The sequence below is a fragment of the Tumebacillus amylolyticus genome, assembly GCF_016722965.1.
GTDB lineage: Bacteria > Bacillota > Bacilli > Tumebacillales > Tumebacillaceae > Tumebacillus > Tumebacillus amylolyticus.
On record NZ_JAEQNB010000006.1, the window covers coordinates 260,284 to 279,451 of the forward strand.

Annotated in this window: 2 protein-coding genes; both read right to left on the bottom strand. The window is 56.3% G+C overall.

Features of this window, described 5'->3' with window-relative positions:
- Nucleotides 1-8: 8 nt before the first annotated feature.
- Complete coding sequence (locus JJB07_RS18870) at nucleotides 9-4,445, bottom strand: non-ribosomal peptide synthetase (RefSeq protein WP_201637626.1); 4,437 nt, start codon at nucleotides 4,443-4,445, stop codon at nucleotides 9-11.
- A complete protein-coding gene (locus JJB07_RS18875) occupies nucleotides 4,442-18,964 on the bottom strand; it encodes a non-ribosomal peptide synthetase (protein WP_201637627.1) in 14,523 nt (4,840 codons plus the stop codon). The genes JJB07_RS18870 and JJB07_RS18875 overlap by 4 nt, the downstream gene beginning before the upstream one ends.
- Between the last annotated feature and the right edge of the window lie 204 nt (nucleotides 18,965-19,168).

Below are 19,168 nucleotides of genomic sequence, written 5' to 3' on the forward strand. Positions count from 1 at the left end.
CCCCCTCGTTACTCGAACAGCCCGTCCAATTCATCCTGTGAGAGATCCAGCGTGTCAAAGTCGGACGGGGTGATGTCCATACGCTCCTCTGCTCCGCCGCAATGGTCCAGCAGAACCCGCAAGTTTTTCAGGAAGGCCTGCAACAGGCTTTCGACTGTGGAGGAACGGTAGAGCTCGCTGGAGATCTTGATCTCCAACTGCCCCGCTTGCACCATCGCTTGAATGTCCAGTCCGCATGTCATCGGATTCTCCCGCGCGACGTCCACTCCACTTTCCTCCTCCGCGATGCTAAAACCACCATGAGGAAGCTCCTGTGAAAACTCGCCCAAATAGTTGAAGCGCACATCCCGCCTCGGTTGCGTGGAGATGGCTCCGACAACTTCACGCAAGATTCCGTACCCAATGCCTTTTTGCGGGATGCGATGCAGATGTTCTTTTACCGCTTTCAGAGCCGTGCCGGGATCAGAATGTGCAGAACTCGGGAGTTGCAAGCGAACCGGGTACATCGATGTGAACCAACCGACTGTACGAGTCAAGTCCAGTTCGGGAAAAAGTGACTCACGCCCATGACCTTCCAGCTCGATCACGAGGTTCGTGTGTCCCGTGAGGTCTCGTAGAGCGAGGGCCAGCGCCGTGACGAGGAGGTCGTTCGTTTGTGTGGAATACGCGACGTTTGCAGTGGTTAAAAGCGTCTGCGTCTCGTCTGCGAGCAGTCGTACTCGCCTTTCACATCGTTCGCTCTCTGCTGGCTCCAACTCTGGCGACAACGGCCCGTCTCCATCTACTTCCTTCCAATAAGAGAGTTCCTCTTGAACCAGCGTGCCTCCCTGTTCATGCAACCGCTCTGCAAACGCTTGGACGGTATGCGACTTCTCCGGCAATCGAGGAGAGGTCCCGTCTTGCAAGTGCGTACAGAGGCGGCTGAGATCCTCCAACAAGATGCGCCAGGAGACCGCATCTACCGCGATATGGTGCGCAGTCAACAACAACCGCCGTCCTTCAGGTCCGAGTTCGAACAACGCCGCTTGAAAAACAGGACCTGTTTCAAGATTCATGCTTGCTTTGACAGACTCTGCAATCGTGGGCAGCCAATCGGAGGTTGTCTTCACCTCTTGGAGAGGCACGTGGCTGTCCAATCGTTCTGCATACGCAAAACGATTGCTCTCCACGTTGAACGTGAGCCGCAACGAGTCATGGTGAGCCACCAACAAATCGAGCGCCGATTGGAGATGCGCCACCTGAATGTCGCGCTGTACGCGCAACAGCACCGATTGGTTCCAATGGTGTGCCAGCGGGAAACGTTGTCGGGCGAACCACGACAGAATCGGTGTCGGCAACACTTCCCCGACCGCCGCTTTTTGTGGAGCAGACGGAGTGACACGGTGTTCAACGGCCGCCGCCAACTCGCAGATGACCGGGTACGCGAGCACATCTTTGACGGCGATGTGCAAGCCGTGTTCTCTCAGCTTGCTTGCCAGTTGAATCGCTTTGACCGAATCGCCGCCGAGGAAGTAGAAGTTATCGCGAGGCTTGATTTCCTCGACTTGCAACAGTTCTCGCAACACCTGTATCAAGATCTCTTGCGTTTCGTCTGCGAGTTCCTCCGTTCGGGGAGCGGCCTCTTCGATCATCAACGGGTCGGGCAAGGAGTCACGGTCGATTTTGCCGTTGGCGGTGAGCGGAAATTTCTCCAGCGAAAGCAAGTACGACGGAACCATATAGGCGGGCATCAACTCGATCAAGTGACGCCGGAGATGCGCTGTTCCAACCGGCTTTTGAGGAGTTGCAGGTTGTTCCGGGATGAAGTAGGCCACGAGGTAGTTCTGTCCTCGCTCGTCTTCACGAACCATCACGACCGCCTCGCGCACATCTTCGTGAGCCAGCAATTCGTTCTCGATTTCCCCCAACTCGATGCGATGACCGCGAATCTTCACTTGGTGGTCACGGCGTCCGAGGTACTCCAGAACTCCGCTTGGCAACCAGCGGGCGAGGTCGCCCGTCTTGTACATGCGCGTGCCCGGTCGGAAGGAATTCTCCACAAATCGCTCTCGGGTTAGTTCCGCGCGATGCAGATATCCTCGCGCCACGCCGTCACCGCCGATGTGAATCTCACCGGACATCCCATCCGGCACCGGCTGCCCCTGTTCGTCGAGCACATAGAGTTGCGTGTTCTGAATGGGAACCCCAATGGGAACTGAACCAGACGTGCCAAGGCTTGGATCGTAGCGATGAATCATGCATCCGACCACCGTCTCGGTTGGGCCGTATTCGTTGTAGATTTCGACGTCGCCGCCGAAGCTTTGGTGAATTCCACTTGCGAGTGACGCTTTCAGATCTTCTCCGCCGACGATCAACTTCTCCACGTTAGACTCGCGAAGGTCGAGACCGTTCAGATACGCGAGATGCGCCGGCGTGAGTTTGAGCACGTTTGCGCAGTTTTCACGCAACACGCGATGCAACACAAACTCCGTGCCGTCCTCTCGATACACGATCACTTCTCCCCCGCAGATCAACGGAGTGAAGATCGAGGTGACCGTCAGATCAAAGGCCAGTGAAGAGTACAAGGGAAACGCCATCTGCCCTTTTTTCGGCGCGTACGTGTTTGCAGCCCACGTGATGTAGTTCACCAGCCCGCGATGCTCGATCATGGCGCCCTTGGGTTTGCCTGTGGAGCCGGACGTGTAGATGAGATACGCCAGATCTTCCGGGCGAGCCCGAGGTGCTGTGTTCTCCGTCGGCCCCTCAAACGTCCCGAGTACAATCACTTGTCCGGTGAACGATTTCGGGATGTGCACGCTTCCGTCTGTCAAGAGGACCTCCGCCTCGGAGTCTTCCAACACTTCACATATGCGAGTCGCAGGATGTTCTGGATCGAGGGGCACATAAGCACTGCCGGACTTCAGCACCGCGAGCAGTCCTGCGACCACTTCCGCCGAATGCTTGGACAGCACCGCCACCAACGAGTTCGAAGGCAAGGAGGACGCCAACTGGTTGGCTTTTTCATTGAGTTCCTTATACGTCCACGTTCGACCTCGATCTCGAACCGCCACCCGATCGGGTGTTGCGATCGTTTGCTCTTCGAAAAGCTGCACGATGGTTTTCTCTCGTGGATATGCCGTCTGCGTCTGATTCCGACCCTCTAGGAGATCGTGGCGTTCCTTCGCGGAGACGAGCGACAACTGCGAGAGGCGATCATCAGGCTTGGCGATCACGTCCTCCAACAGAACGAGCATCCGCGCCGCCAACTCCTCCACTTGTCGCTCCGTAAAATCGCCGCACTTCGTATCGAAGAACAAAGTCAGCCGCCCATCACCAGACCACTCCTTGACCACAAGTTGCAACGAATAGGGTTGGTATCCGCTGTAGAACTCCTGGTTCTCAAGGGCGTACCCGTGCAAGGTACGGTTCAATTGCGTGTTGTACGTGTTTACAGAAACTTGGAACAAGCTCTCATACCCGCGCTTTTTCAGTTCGATGTCCTGTACGAGCTTGTCGAACGGATAGCGTTGGTGAAAGAGGCTCGCCGTTATCTCCGCTTGCACTTGTTTCAACAACTCGGTGTTGCTCCACTCATCATCCAGTGCGACGCGCAGAGGCATCGTGCCCGTGAACATGCCAAACGTGGCTTTTTCCTTCGCGCCGGAGCGGTTTAACACCGGGATGCCGAGGATCAGCTCAGGAGCTTGTGTTCGCTTGTGCAGATACAACACCATCAACGAGACGAACAGCGAGTTCAGTGACAATCCATGTCGGGACGTGAATTCGCGAATCCGTTCGGAAAGCAAGCTGTCCAGTTCCACGACCTTGCGCTGTCCCCGCACGTCCTCCGTGCTTTTTAGTAAAAATCCGTCTGGCAGCGTCCGGAATTTCTCGCACCAGTAGGCACGGTTTTTCTCGGATCGGGGGGAGTCCAAGTACGCTTGCTCCCGTTCAATGCGTGCGAGATATCGTGGAGCGTCCTCCGCGGTCGCGCGTTCCCCCTGCAAAATTCCTTCATAAAATGCCAGTATTTGATTCGTCATCAGTTGAACGGACCAGCCGTCTGCGACGATGTGGTGCAGTTTGACAAAGTAGCCGGAGAGAAGCGTCTCCTTCACCTCGAACAATGTGAAGGAAAAAAGCGGGCTGTCATAGAGCTCAAACGGTGTCTCGAACTCCGCCCTCGCCCATGTCTCAAACTCCACTTCCGTTTGAAAGATCTGTCGGGTGACGTGCAGACCCGTGAAGTCGGCCACGTATTGACCGACCTCCCCGTTCTGCAAGGTCAACTGCAAGCGAACACCTTCATGAGACTGGATGAACCGGGAAATCGCCTGCTCCAACACGTCGAGATGCACTCGGCCCTGCACACGCACCGCACCTCCAATGTTGTACATCGGCGTTCCGGGATACGTCTGCTCGATGTACCAGATGCGTTTCTGCGGATGCGTCAGCGGATGGATCATGATTGCGTCCTCCTGTCTCCCAAGATCTGGCGAATTCGTTCCGCATTGTGTGAAAGTGCGGACGCTCCCAGCATTTCAAAGTGCCCCCCTACCCCTTGGTACGCGTGGAACTCTCCTTGCGTGATCTGTGCCCAACGCTCACGATCCGGAACCGGGTCTGTCGATTTGATCAGATGGATGGGTGCGTGAAGTTTCGTTTCAAACTGCATCTTCGCGCAAACAGCCAGATAGACATTCATCTCCTCCACCATGCGTTTTCGCAGGCCGGGTTGAGAGAGCCACTCGGACCAATACCCGCCGCCGATTTGTTCCACGAAGCGGAGCAGGTCTGCATCATTGAACTCTTTCAACTCTTCTTCAAGCCCTGGCAAGGAGTCCACCAAGAGAAGCATTGCAACGTCCAGCCCTTCTGCTTCCAAGGTTCGAGCCACTTCATATGCGAGGTTCCCACCGGCTGAGTACGCCAGCAAGTGGTAAGGGCCTTGCGGTTGCACCTCTCGCAGGAGTCGAACGTACTGTTCGATACGATCTTCAGTCACGAGGAAGTCAAATCCATAAAGCTCCGAGTCCAAAAGATGCGCTGCCAACCCCTTGAAGGTGTAGGCGTCACCACCAAGTGGCGGGAAGGCGAACAGCGTTCGTACCGCCTGCTCTGCCCCCCCGAGGTGAACCAAGAGTTCACGGGGGGATTCATCACGACCCAGATGATTGGCGAGGTGGCGAATCGTCGGATGCTGGTACACATCCCGCAGGGAGACTTCGAGTCCAAGACGCTCGTAGACCCGAGCTGTCATGCGAACTGCCTTTAACGAATGTCCTCCACTTGCGAAGAAATCATCTCCCACCCCGATCCGCTCGATTTGCAACACGTCTTGCCAGATTTCGGCGAGTTGACGCTCACGGTCGTTGGAGGGTGCTTCGTATTCGGATAGGAGACGAACGGAAGCATTGGGCGTAGGCAAGGCTCGACGGTCCACTTTCCCGTTGTGGGTCAGAGGGAGTGAATCGAGGAGGAGGAAATGGGACGGCACCATATAGGAAGGCAATGTCTCTGCGAGATGCCCACGCAACTCTTGAAGCGACACTTCGCTTTTTGTCACCACATAGGCGCAGAGCTCTTGCTCCATCGCCAGCACGACCGTTTCTTGCACAGTGTCATGTTGGAGAAGTCGATGTTCAATCTCCCCAAGTTCGATACGATACCCGCGAATCTTGACTTGGTGGTCGATGCGTCCGCGATACTCCAGCTCTCCGTTAGGAAGCAAGCGCACCAAGTCGCCCGACTTGTACAAACGTTCTTGGGGTCGATAGGGATTCACGACGAATCGTTCCTCCGTCAAGTGCTCTCGGTTCAGATAGCCGCGAGCGACTCCCGAACCTCCGACATACAATTCGCCCGGTACCCCCGGCGGGAGGAAGCGTCGGTTTTCATCCAGCACGTAGCAGGTATAGAGAGGCAGCGGTGTGCCAATCGTGCTCACGGAACTTTCTAAGTCACTTCCACTCAACTCTTTGAACGTGACGTGAACGGTGGTCTCCGTGATCCCATACATGTTGACCAGCCTCGTTTGGGGCGCATTTTTCTTCCACGGTTTGAGCTGGATTGGCTTCAACGCCTCTCCGCCGAAGATCACCAGACGTACTCGCTCAGGGAATTCGTTTCGCTCCACCGCTGCTTGTTGCAGGGAATAGAACGCAGAGGGAGTTTGGTTGAGCACGGTCACGTTCTCCTCCTGTACCAAGTTCAGGAAGGCCCCCGCGTCTTGCGCGATCATTTTGGGAACGATGATGAGCTTCCCGCCGTGCATCAAAGCTCCATACATCTCCCAAACCGAGAAATCGAACGCGAACGAATGGAACATCGTCCAGACATCCTCAGCGTCAAACGAGAACTTCTTGGCGGTCTGGTCGATCAATTGCAGGACGTTGTGATGTTGAATTTGCACGCCCTTCGGTTTCCCGGTTGTGCCTGAGGTATAAATCACATACGCCAACTGCTCTTCTTGCACCGCGATGGACGCGGAGTCGACCACTGGAACCATGTCCTCCACAGAGAAGAGGGTGCCGGAAAACTCGATCTCTTGAGCCAGCCCTCGTTGCGTCACCAGCCAACGAGCTCCACTGTCCTCCAATGTGAACTCGATGCGCTCTCGTGGCGCATCCGGATCGAGAGGCAGATAAGCACCTCCCGCCTTCAAAACCCCAAGCAAGGCGGCGATCATGTCGAGCGACCGCTCCATCAATACCCCCACAATCGCTTCCGAGGTCACGCCATGCGCCGAGAGCGCAACGGCGATGCCGTTTGCTTTGGCATCCAACTCTGCATACGTGAAGGATTCGTCTCCGCAGACGACCGCCACACGGTGAGGTTGGCGGCGCGCTTGCTCCTCGATTCGCCGATGCAGGCTATGAGCTCCCGTTTCAAACTCCCAGTCGAAGTCGTCCGTCTCCCCGGTCTCTGTCACCGGCTCTTGCTCTGCTTGCAGACCACTCAGCAACAACTTTTGCTCGTCCGGCGCGAGCAACGTCAACTCGGCAAGACGCACGTCCGGGTTGGACGTGACTTCCTCCAAGAGCATCTGCAACCGTCTCCCAAACCCGGTTACCGTGCGCTCGTCAAACAGCTCGGTTGCATACTCCCAAGCCAGAGTCAGTCCGTCATCCTCTTCCTTGGCGGTCAGCGTCAAATCAAATTTGCTGGTGGTATGCTCCGTCTCATAGGGACGGATCACGAGTTCTCCGAAGACCTCTTCCAATTTGACGTCTTCCAAGTTCTGCATGACAAACATGACATCGAACAAAGCGCTTCTGCTCATATCACGAGGCAGGTCTAAGCGACTGACCAAGAGATCGAAGGGATAGTCCTGATTCTCGATGGCCGAAAGCGCCGTTTCCCGCACTTCTTGAAGGAATTCCATGAACGTCTTGCCCCCGGTCGGCTGACAGCGCAACGCCACCGTCCCGACAAACATCCCCAAGGTGTTCGCCAAGTCCGCATGGGTTCGTCCCGCGACAGGCGAACCGATCACGATGTCCTCATGGCCGCTGTGTTTGTACAACAAGGCCTGAAACGCCGCCAACAACACCATGTACAACGTACTGCCCGTCTTCTGCGCCAAGAACTTCAATCGCGCAGTCAGCTCTGCGTCGGCTTTGTGGCTCCACAGAGCACCGGCGAACGACTTCACCGCAGGGCGCTCACGATCAGTAGGCAGGTCGAGAACGGGAGCCCCTTGAGCGAACTCCTTCAGCCAGTACGCCTCTTGCTTTTGCATCTCCGTACTGTCGAGTTGCTCCTGTTGCCACACCGCGTAGTCCTTGTATTGCAAGCGAAGCGGCGGCAACTCCTCACCTGCGTAGAGCGCCGCAAAGTCGCGCACCAACACGCCCATCGACACACCGTCCGCAATGATATGGTGCAGATCGAGGAACAGCACATGACGCTCGGCCCCGTGGCTCAAACCAGCTCGCAACAGCGGAGCTTGTGTCAAATCAAAGGGACGGACCCACTCCTTCGCTGCTTTCTCAACGTCGCTCGCCTCCACGTGTTCCAACGAGAACTCCACGTGCTCTTCAACCACCTGAACAGGCTCCCCCGCTCGCCATGCAAACGATGTCCGCAAACTCTCATGTCGAGTGATCAAGCGACGAAACGCCTCTTCGACGCGGTCTCGATCCAACTTCCCTTCCAGTTCGAACATCGCAGGGATGTTGTACGCCGTGCCTGCACCTTCCAACTCTTGGAGGAGAAACATACGCTTCTGAGCGGACGAAAGTGGATAACAGTCAGCCGGAGCAGCCTCGCCGATTGAGTTGTAGTGCCCGGCACGGTTCTTTCGAATCTCCTCGGCAAAGGAACGCACCGTCGGTGTGAGGAACAGTTGACGCAACGGGATCGACACTCCAAACTCTTTGTGAATGCGCGAGATCAGTACCGTCGCAAGCAAGGAGTGACCCCCGATTGCGAAAAAGTCGTCCTCTGCGCCGACTACCTCCACAGAAAGTACCTCCTGCCACAGCGCAGCCATCTGCGTCTCCATCGCATCGGAAGGCGCGACATACTGCCACCCCAGACGCGTCGATGCATCCGGTTTGGGCAAAGCCCGACGATCGACCTTGCCGTTTGCGGTCAAGGGCATTTTTTGTAACAAAACAAAGTGGGCGGGGATCATATACCCCGGCACCTGCTCCGCCAGGTGGCTTCGGATCTCTGTCAGTGACACTTCGCCCTCCGTCACCAGATACGCACACAATTCCTGCAAGCCATGCTCATCTTCCATCGCGAGAACGACCGCTTCCAACGTCGCCTCATGCTCTTGTAGTCGATGCTCAATCTCGCCAATCTCGATACGATATCCGCGAATCTTGACTTGGTGGTCGATGCGTCCGCGATACTCCAGCTCTCCGTTTGGAAGCAAGCGCACCAAGTCGCCCGACTTGTACAAACGTTCTTGGGGTCGATAGGGATTCTCGACGAATCGCTCCTCCGTCAAGTGCTCGCGGTTCAGATAGCCGCGAGCGACTCCCGAACCTCCGACATACAATTCGCCCGGTACTCCCGGCGGGAGGAAGCGTCGGTTTTCATCCAGCACGTAGCAGGTATAGAGAGGCAGCGGTGTGCCAATCGTACTCACGGAACTTTCTAAGTCACTTCCACTCAACTCTTTGAACGTGACGTGAACGGTGGTCTCCGTGATCCCATACATGTTGACCAGCCTCGTTTGGGGCGCATTTTGCTTCCACGGTTTGAGCAGGATTGGCTTCAACGCCTCTCCGCCGAAGATCACCAGACGTACACGCTCAGGGAATTCGCCTCTCTCCACCGCTGCTTGCTGCAGGGAATAGAACGCAGAGGGGGTTTGGTTGAGCACGGTCACGTTCTCCTCCTGTACCAAGTGCAGGAAGGCCCCCGCGTCTTGCGCGATCATTTTGGGAACGATGATGAGCTTCCCGCCGTGCATCAAAGCTCCATACATCTCCCAAACCGAGAAATCGAACGCGAACGAATGGAACATCGTCCAGACATCCTCAGCGTCAAATGAGAACTTCTTTGCGGTCTGGTCGATCAATTGCAGAACGTTGTGATGTTGAATTTGCACGCCCTTCGGTTTCCCGGTTGTGCCCGAGGTATAAATCACATACGCCAACTGCTCTTCTTGCACCGCGATGGACGCGGAGTTGACCACTGGGTCCATGTCCTCCACAGAGAGGAGGATGCCGGAAAACTCGATCTCTTGAGCCAGCCCTCGTTGCGTCACCAGCCAACGAGCCCCACTGTCCTCCAATGTGAACTCGATGCGCTCTCGTGGCGCATCCGGATCGAGAGGCAGATAGGCACCTCCCGCCTTCAAAACCCCAAGCAAGGCGGCGATCATGTCGAGCGACCGCTCCATCAATACCCCCACAATCGCTTCCGAGGTCACGCCATGCGCCGTGAGCGCAACGGCGATGCCGTTTGCTTTGGCATCCAACTCTGCATACGTGAAGGATTCGTCTCCGCAGACGACCGCCACACGGTGAGGTTGGCGGCGCGCTTGCTCCTCGATTCGCTGATGCAGGCTCGTCGCAGCAAGAGCTCCTGTTTCAAACTCCCAGTCGAAGTCGGTCTCTGTCACCGGCTCTTGCTCTGCTTGCAGACCACTCAGCAAAAACTTGTGCTCGTCCGGCGCGAGCAACGTCAACTCGGCAAGACGCACGTCCGGGTTGGACGTGACTTCCTCCAAGAGCATCTGCAACCGTCTCCCAAACCCGGTTACCGTGCGCTCGTCAAACAGCTCGGTTGCATACTCCCAAGCCAACGTCAGTCCGTCATCCTCTTCCTTGGCGGTCAGCGTCAGATCAAATTTGCTGGTGGTATGCTCCGTCTCATAGGGACGGATCACGAGTTCTCCGAAGACCTCTTCCAATTTGACGTCTTCCAAGTTCTGCATGACAAACATGACATCGAACAAAGCGCTTCTGCTCATATCGCGAGGCAGGTCTAAGCGACTGACCCAGAGATCGAAGGGATAGTCCTGATTCTCGATGGCCGAAAGCGCCGTTTCCCGCACTTCTTTAAGGAATTCCGTGAACGTCTTGCCTCCGGTCGGCTGACAGCGCAACGCCACCGTCCCGACAAACATTCCCAAGGTGTTCTCCAAGTCCGCATGGGTTCGTCCCGCGACAGGCGAACCGATCACGATGTCCTCGTGGCCGCTGTGTTTGTACAACAAGGCCTGAAACGCCGCCAACAACACCATGTACAACGTACTGCCCGTCTTCTGCGCCAAGAGCTTCAATCGCGCAGTCAGCTCTGCGTCGGCTTTGTGGCTCCACAGAGCACCGGCGAACGACTTCACCGCAGGGCGCTCACGATCAGTAGGCAGGTCGAGAACGGGCACCCCTTGAGCGAACTCCTTCAGCCAGTACGCCTCTTGCTTTTGCATCTCCGTACTGTCGAGTTGCTCCTGTTGCCACAACGCGTAGTCCTTGTATTGCAAGCGAAGCGGCGGCAACTCCTCACCTGCGTAGAGCGCCGCAAAGTCGCGCACCAACACACCCATCGACACACCGTCCGCAATGATATGGTGCAAGTCGAGGAACAGCACATGACGCTCGGCCCCGTGGCTCAAACCGGCTCGCAACAGCGGAGCTTGTGTCAAATCAAAGGGACGGACCCACTCCTTCGCTGCTTTCTCAACGTCGCTCGCCTCCACGTGTTCCAGCGAGAACTCCACGTGCTCTTCAACCACCTGAACAGGCTCCCCCGCTCGCCATGCAAACGATGTCCGCAAACTCTCATGTCGAGTGATCAAGCGACGAAACGCCTCTTCGACGCGGTCTCGATCCAACTTCCCTTCCAGTTCGAACATCGCAGGGATGTTGTACGCCGTGCCTGCACCTTCCAACTCTTGGAGGAGAAACATCCGCTTCTGAGCGGACGAAAGTGGATAGCAGTCAGCCGGAGCAGCCTCGCCGATCGAGTTGTAGTGCCCGGCACGGTTCTTTCGAATCTCCTCGGCAAAGGAACGCACCGTCGGCGTGAGGAACAGTTGACGCAACGGGATCGACACCCCAAACTCTTTGTGAATGCGCGAGATCAGCACCGTCGCAAGCAAGGAGTGACCCCCGATTGCGAAAAAGTCGTCCTCTGCGCCGACTACCTCCACAGAAAGTACCTCCTGCCACAGCGCAGCCATCTGCGTCTCCACCTCATCGGAGGGCGCGACATACTGCCACCCCAGACGCGTCGATGCATCCGGTTTGGGCAGTGCCCGACGATCGACCTTGCCGTTTGCGGTCAAGGGCATTTTTTGTAACAAAACAAAGTGGGCGGGGATCATATACCCCGGCACCTGCTCCGCCAGATGGCTTCGGATCTCTGTCAGTGACACTTCGCCCTCCGTCACCAGATACGCACACAATTCCTGCAAGCCACGCTCATCTTCCATCGCGAGAACGACCGCTTCCAACGTCGCCTCATGCTCTTGTAGTCGATGCTCGATCTCGCCAATCTCGATGCGGTGCCCACGGATCTTGACTTGATGATCGAGGCGGCCTAGATATTCAAACTCGCCGTTGTGCAAGACCCGCACCAAGTCGCCCGACTTGTACACGCGCTCTGCTTGGTTATAGGGATGTGGTATAAATCGTTCGCCGGTCAACTCCGAGTTGTTCACATATCCGCGCGCCACGCCCGGTCCTCCGATGTACAACTCCCCCACCGAACCTGGTGGCACGAGTTTTCGATGTTCATCGAGCACCGTGCAAGTGTACGCAGGGAACGGATTGCCGATGGATGACACATTGTGTTCGATCTCATAGCATCCGACGTCTTTGTACGTCCCGACGATCGCAGTCTCGGTGATGCCATAGATGTTGATCAGGCGGGAGTTGGGATACCGATTTTTCCAAGAGGCAAGCAGCGGTGCTTTTAACGCTTCTCCCCCAAAAATGACCGTGTGGACGTGTAGGTCCGGCGATCCTTTGTCTTCCCAAGACGTGAACGAATAGAAGGCGGACGGCGTCTGTCCAAGAACCGTCACTTTCTCGCGGCGAACCAATTCGAGGAAAACAGGAGTATCCCGCCCGATGTCGCGCGGCACGACGACCAACTTCCCGCCGGTGAGCAGACAGCCGAACATCTCCCAGACGGAGAAATCAAATCCATAGGAATGAAACTGTGTCCAGACATCTCCCGGCCCGAAACGGAAGTCTTCCGCAGGCAAACGCAAGATCACTTCCAGCAAGTTCCGGTGTTCAACTCCAACACCTTTGGGTCGCCCCGTGGTACCGGACGTGTAGATCACATAGGCAAGGTTCTCCGAAGTGGCCACAGGAGCCGGTGCGCAACTGTCTTCCTCAGCCAACGCCGGGTCCTCGACCCTCAGTACATCGCCTGTAAACGTCAACTGCTCCTGTAGACTTGCGTACACCTTCTGCTGCGTCACCAGCACGCTGGCCCCACTGTTCTCCAACATGTACGCAATCCGATCGAGGGGGTGCGCCGGGTCAATCGGCACATAGGCACCCCCGGCTTTCAAGACGCCGAGAATCGCGACCATCATCTCCACAGACGGCTCTGTCAACACGCCCACGATCTGATCGGGCGACACACCCTGACGTCTCAATTTGCGCGCCAACCGGTTCGCCCAACGATCCAATTCAGCGTAGGTCAACATGTCCGACCCACAGGAAACCGCAGGCGCATCCGGCGCGCGACGCACGTGATCTTCAAATACTTGGTGGATCGTCAACCCGTTCAACTCCAACGTCGGGACAGGGGCTACAGTTGGCGCCAGCAGGTTGTGTTTTTCCACGTCTGTCAGCACATCGAGGTCTTTCATCTTCACGTCAGCGTCTGCCGTCACTCGTTCCAACAGCACGAGGAAGCGGGCGGCCAAGTTTTCGATCGTGCGGCGATCAAACAACGCGGTCGAATACTCAAACACGAAGTGGAGCCCCTCGTCACGTTCCTCAGCCATCAACGTCAGATCCATTCGGCTCGTCGTCTGCTCGATTTCATAAGGACGGATGGAGAGTCCGTCCAGTTCGATCCTTGCCCCGGCAAAATTCTGGAGGGCGAACATGACATCGAACAGCGCATTGCGACTCAAATCTCGGGGCACTTCCAACGCGTTGACGAGTTGATCGAGCGGGTACGCTTGGTGCTCAAGGGCTTTCAAGGTGTTGGACTTCACCTCATGCAAGAACTTGGCAAACGACGCCTCCGGATTCACTTGATTGCGCAACGCCAACGTATTGACGAACAAGCCGACGATGGGTTCCACGTCCGCATGGAGGCGGCCCGCAACCGGAGTCCCGATGACGATGTCCTCCTGACCCCCGTGCTTGTACAAGAGTGCCGTGAACGCCGCCACCAGCAACATGTACAGGGTCGTACCCGTCTGCCTTGCGAATGCGTCCAACTTTGCAGAAAGTGCTGCCTCTGCCCGGAAACTCACCAGACTCCCCGCGAAGCTTTTGACAGCAGGGCGCGGGCGATCGAACGGCATTTGCAGAATGGGAGCCCCGCCTTGGAATTTTTGCAACCAATACGATTCATGCACTCGCATCGCCTCGCGATTGTGCAACTCTTGCTCTTTGACGGCGTAGTCCTTGTACTGCAACTCCAACTCCGGAAGTGTCTCCCCAGCATAGAGCGCAATCAGATCCTGAATCAGCAACGTCATCGAAACGCCATCGGAGATGATGTGGTGCATGTCGAGAACCAGCACATGCCGACTCTCCTCCTGCGTCCACAATCCCGCCCGCCACAGTGGAGCACAGGTCAAATCGAACGGAGAAACCCAGCCTTCCAATCCGCCTTCGATCTGCAGCAACTCAAACGGAATGTCCTCGCACACGCGCTGGACCGGTTCCTTCCCGTGCCAATCAAATTCGGTTCGCAGACTTTCATGCCGTGCGGTCAACTGTTGGAACGCACGGGTCAATCGCTCTCGATCCACTTGCCCTTCCAGCAAAAATGCCGCCGGCATGTTATAGCTGGTATCGACACCGTCCAGCTCTTGCAACAACAAAAGTCGCTTCTGCGCAGACGTCACCGGGTAGACATCCGTTTGTGCGACGGGGGCAATCCGTACTGCATCCGCTTTTGACGAGCGCCGCAACACGTCTGCAAGTCCCCGCAACGTCGGCGTTGCAAAAAATTGCGCCAACGGTACCTCTCGTCCCAACTGTTTGGCGATCCGCGCCACCAACGTCGTCGCGTTTAAGGAATGACCACCCAGAGCGAAAAAGTCATCCTCGGCGCCCACTCTCTCCACACGCAACACGTCTTGCCAGAGCGCGGCCAACTCCATTTCCAACGCATCAACAGGCGCGACATACACAGTCCCGATGCGCTGGCTTTCGTCCGGCTTCGGGAGCGCACGGCGATCCACTTTTCCGTTCGACGTAAGCGGCATCCGCTCCAGACGAACGAAATGCGCAGGAATCATATAAGCGGGCAGATCCTGAGCCAAGTGCCCGCGCAGTTGCTGAACCTCCACGTCTTGCGAGGTGACAACATACGCGCACAACTCGTTCGTTCCCTGTACGTCTGCCACCGCCAGCACGACCGCTTCTTCCACAAAGTCAAGTTGTTGCAGTCGATGCTCGATCTCTCCGGTCTCGATGCGATACCCTCGAATCTTAACTTGGTGATCGATGCGACCCCGATACTCCAACTCACCCGTGGGCAACAAACGCACCAAGTCTCCCGATCTGTACAAGCGCTCTCCCGGACGGTAGGGATTCTCCACGAAGCGCTCTGCGGTCAACTCGGGACGGTTCAGATAGCCACGTGCCACGCCCGCCCCCCCGACGTACAGTTCACCCGGAACACCGGTGGGAACCAAACGCTTCTGCTCGTCGAACACATAAGCGGCATACGTAGGAAGCGGCTGCCCGATCGCACTCAAATTGCGCTCCATCTCCGCGTCGCCGATTTCCTTGTAGGTGACGTGGACGGTGGTTTCGGTGATGCCGTACATGTTTACGAAGCTCGTCTGCGGCCAGCGGCTCTTCCAGCTCTTGAGCAAGGCCGGCTTCAACGCCTCACCGCCGAAGATCACCACGCGCACAGACAACGACAGTTGCTGCTGATCGAGCACGGCCTGTTGGAGTGCGTAAAACGCAGACGGCGTCTGGTTCAACACCGTCACTTCCTCGTGGGAAACCAACTTGGCAAACGCCTGCGGATCGCGAGCGACCTCCTTGGGCACCACGACCAACTTTCCGCCCGTCAACAGAGCCCCATACATCTCCCAAACCGAGAAGTCGAAGCAAAACGAATGGAACATCGTCCACACATCTCGTTCGGAAAAAGAAAACTTCTTCGGCTCGTGCGTCATCAACTGCACCACTTGACGATGCTCGATCATGACCCCTTTCGGTCGTCCGGTTGTGCCGGACGTGTAGATCACATACGCGAGGTTCTCGGCACGAACTTCAGCCGTCCCATGCTCGAACGAACTTCCTGTGTGCTCTGCCAACAGGTCATCCGCGCCAAGCACGTCACCGCTGAATTTCATCCGGTCCATCAAAACTTGATCGATCACCAGCCATCGAACCTGACTATCCTCCAACGTGAAAGAAATACGATCTTCCGGGTACTCGGGATCGAGAGGCAGATAGGCCCCGCCCGCTTTCAAGACGCCAAGCAACACGGCGATCATTTTCACCGACCGCTCCATCATCACCGCGACGAGCCCATCGGGGCCGATCCCTTTTTCCCTCAGAACGCGTGCCACTCGGTTTGCCTGTTCGTCCAGTTCTCGGTACGTCACCTGCTCGTCTCCACAGACAACCGCCACCTGATCGGACGTTCGACGTACCTGCTCCTCGAACAACCCGTGCAGCGTAGCGCTCTCCTCCCAACGCACATCTGCATCGGAAGTCCGCGGCACCAACAGTCGATCTTGCTCCGCCTCGTTCATCAGCGCGAGATCCGCGATCTTTGCCAGCGGATCATCGGCGGCGGACCGCAACAAGGCTTGGAAATGCTCGATCATCCCGCGCATCGAATCTTCTGCGAACAAGTCCGTACGATAATCCAAACAGAATTCCAACACACCGCTCTGTTCGGTCGCTTCCATCGAGAGGTCGAACTTCGAAACAGAATGATCGAATGCACATGGGGTACACGTCAGGCCGTTCACAACAGAAGCCAAACTCTCCGTGTTTTGCATGACGAACAGCGTATCGAACACCGGATTGCGGCCCATATCGCGCGGAACATGCAATTTTTCAACCAATTCCTCGAACGGGTAGTCTTGGTTCTCGTACGCTTGCAGAGCACGTTCTTTCACCTGCTTCACAAACTCCGCCAACACCAACTCTCCATCCACCCAGTTGCGCATCACCAGCGTATTGACGAACATCCCGATCACTTGCTCCGTATCCGCATGCGTTCGCCCGGAAATCGGGGTGCCGACCACCACGTCTTGCTCTCGTGCATACGCCGAGATCAACATCGAGTAGAGCGCGAGCAGCACCATGTACAACGTGCTTCCCGTCTCCGTCGCGATGCGCTTCAAGCCCGCCGTCACGTCCTCTGACACCGTGAAAAACAACCGGCGGCCAGCAAACGTCTGGGTGGAAGGTCTCACGTAATCGAGCGGGATGTCGAGCATCGGCGGAATCCCCGCCAGCGTGTCCAGCCAGTATCGCTCCTGCTCTTGCAGAACCGTCGAGCGCACCTGCTCCTGTTGCCAGACCGCGTACTCCTTGACCTGTACGCGCACATCAGGCAATTCCTCGCCGTGATACAACGCCATGCATTCCCGGTTGAGCACCGCAAGCGACACGCCGTCTGCCACGATATGGTGCAGGTCGGCGAGAAACAGATGCCGATCGTCCGCCAACTTCACCAACGCGAACCGTGCCAAGGGTGCAACTTGCAAATCGAAGGGACGGAGAAACGACGCCACACTTCGCTCGATTTGCTCCTGCTCACTCTCGCACGACCACGAGGACGCATCTTCGCGTTCAAGCGGCATCTCGACTGCTTCCGCGATTTTTTGCAACGGGACGCCGTCGACGAGATGGAACGAAGTACGAAACGACTCATGCCGTACGGCCAGCCGTTGCAAACTCTGCGCCAACCGTTCCGCATCAATCGCTCCTTGGATCACCATCGCGCTTGGAATGTTGTAAGAGGTCGCGGCACCGGAAAACTGATGCAACACATACATCCGCTTCTGTTGGGACGTCAGCGGATAGAACTCCCGCTGTTCAACGGCCTGCAAGGACGTAAATCCCAGTCCCTGCCCCGCTTGCAACGCCTCTGCGAGCTCACGGATCGTCGGATATTCAAAAAACAGCCGAACCGGAACTTGCATCCCCAGTTCCTTATGTAAAAGCGTCGCACAAGCCAGCGCTTGCAACGACTGCCCCCCCAATTCGAAAAATGGATCTTCTACACCGATTCGTTCAACACGCAACACCTCTTGCCAAACGGCGGCCAGCTTCGTTTCCAGATCTCCTTGCGGTGCAACAAACTCCGACCGCATCTCGGTCGTTGCAGCCGTCATCTCCATCGCGCCGTCCAGATCTGCTCCACTCTGCAAGCGTTTCAAAAACGCAAGTAGGTCGGCCGCCAACTTCGACTCCACAACCGCTGCTTGTCGAATCCGCTCTGCCGATTTGTCCAGCAACGCCTGGGACGTCTTTTTCGTCAAAAACATCTTGATCAGCGACCCTCGGATCACGCCCCAGTTCGCCGCCGCTTTTTTCATGGATTCACCCAATGCGAAAAATCCGCTGTGGAATTGGCTCCCTAAGAAGTCGAGCAGCAGCGCAAACTTCACGCGCCCGTCCGCAACGTCGCCCAGTTGTGAGAACAGGGGAACGTCTGTAAAATGCGCGAATCCCTCCGTCTCTCGCTGCAAGTCGAAGTGTGTCGCCAACGCATCGGCGAAGACTTCCATCTGCTGAAACGGCACGCCCTCTTCCAGGGTCTGCTCCAAGTAAGCTTGCAGATCGGTGAGCACGCCGGTGTCGATCACTTCATCGGCGACAACTTCCATCATCGTCACGTGCTGGAAACCTCGGTGAAATTCTTGAACCGGCAGCAGAGCCCCTTGCATTTTGAAATACGGATCGGTGGCATACAGGTCGTCCGTTTCCGGGTTGTGTCCTGTGATGATCAACGAATGAACGACATCGTTTTGTTGATAATTCTCATCCCAAGGAACCCAGTACGAATTCATCGTCAGCACCACCGGGCGGTCTGCGCGAAGTTCACGAACGATCATCCGCAGCGCGTCCTCCGACGTTCCCGACGTCAACACGGTGCTTTTCATCCCGTGGTAGCGCTCCAAGAACTCCCGATAGCGGCTTGGCTTCACGTGCAACCGCTCCCCCAAGGAACCGGTTCCTTCCGATGCAAACCCGAAATTCCAAGAGCCGAAGTACATCAATTCATACCGCCGTTCTAACCATTCGGTAAGAGAAGCGATCACATCGTCGATACAGTTGTGTTCAAAATGTTTAGATGGACGGATATCAAACTGTATATAAGGGTGCTTGTCGTTCATACTCAACCTCCCCATCGTTTCAGCAAACGAAATATTAAGAGTCATCTTCGAGTAAAGAAATATAGTTTAAAATAAATATACCTCAATTCTTTCTACTTGAGAATAAAGAAATCGTCCTCGCTACGTAAATAGTCAAATTAGACTATCTATATTCACTAAATTGACATAAAAATAAAAAGCACCGAGCTTACGCCCGGTGCTTTT

Coding starts and splice junctions, on each gene's coding strand:
- JJB07_RS18870 (WP_201637626.1), bottom strand. CDS start 4,445: ATGATCCATCCGCTGACGCATCCGCAGAAACGCATCTGGTACATCGAG.
- JJB07_RS18875 (WP_201637627.1), bottom strand. CDS start 18,964: ATGAACGACAAGCACCCTTATATACAGTTTGATATCCGTCCATCTAAA.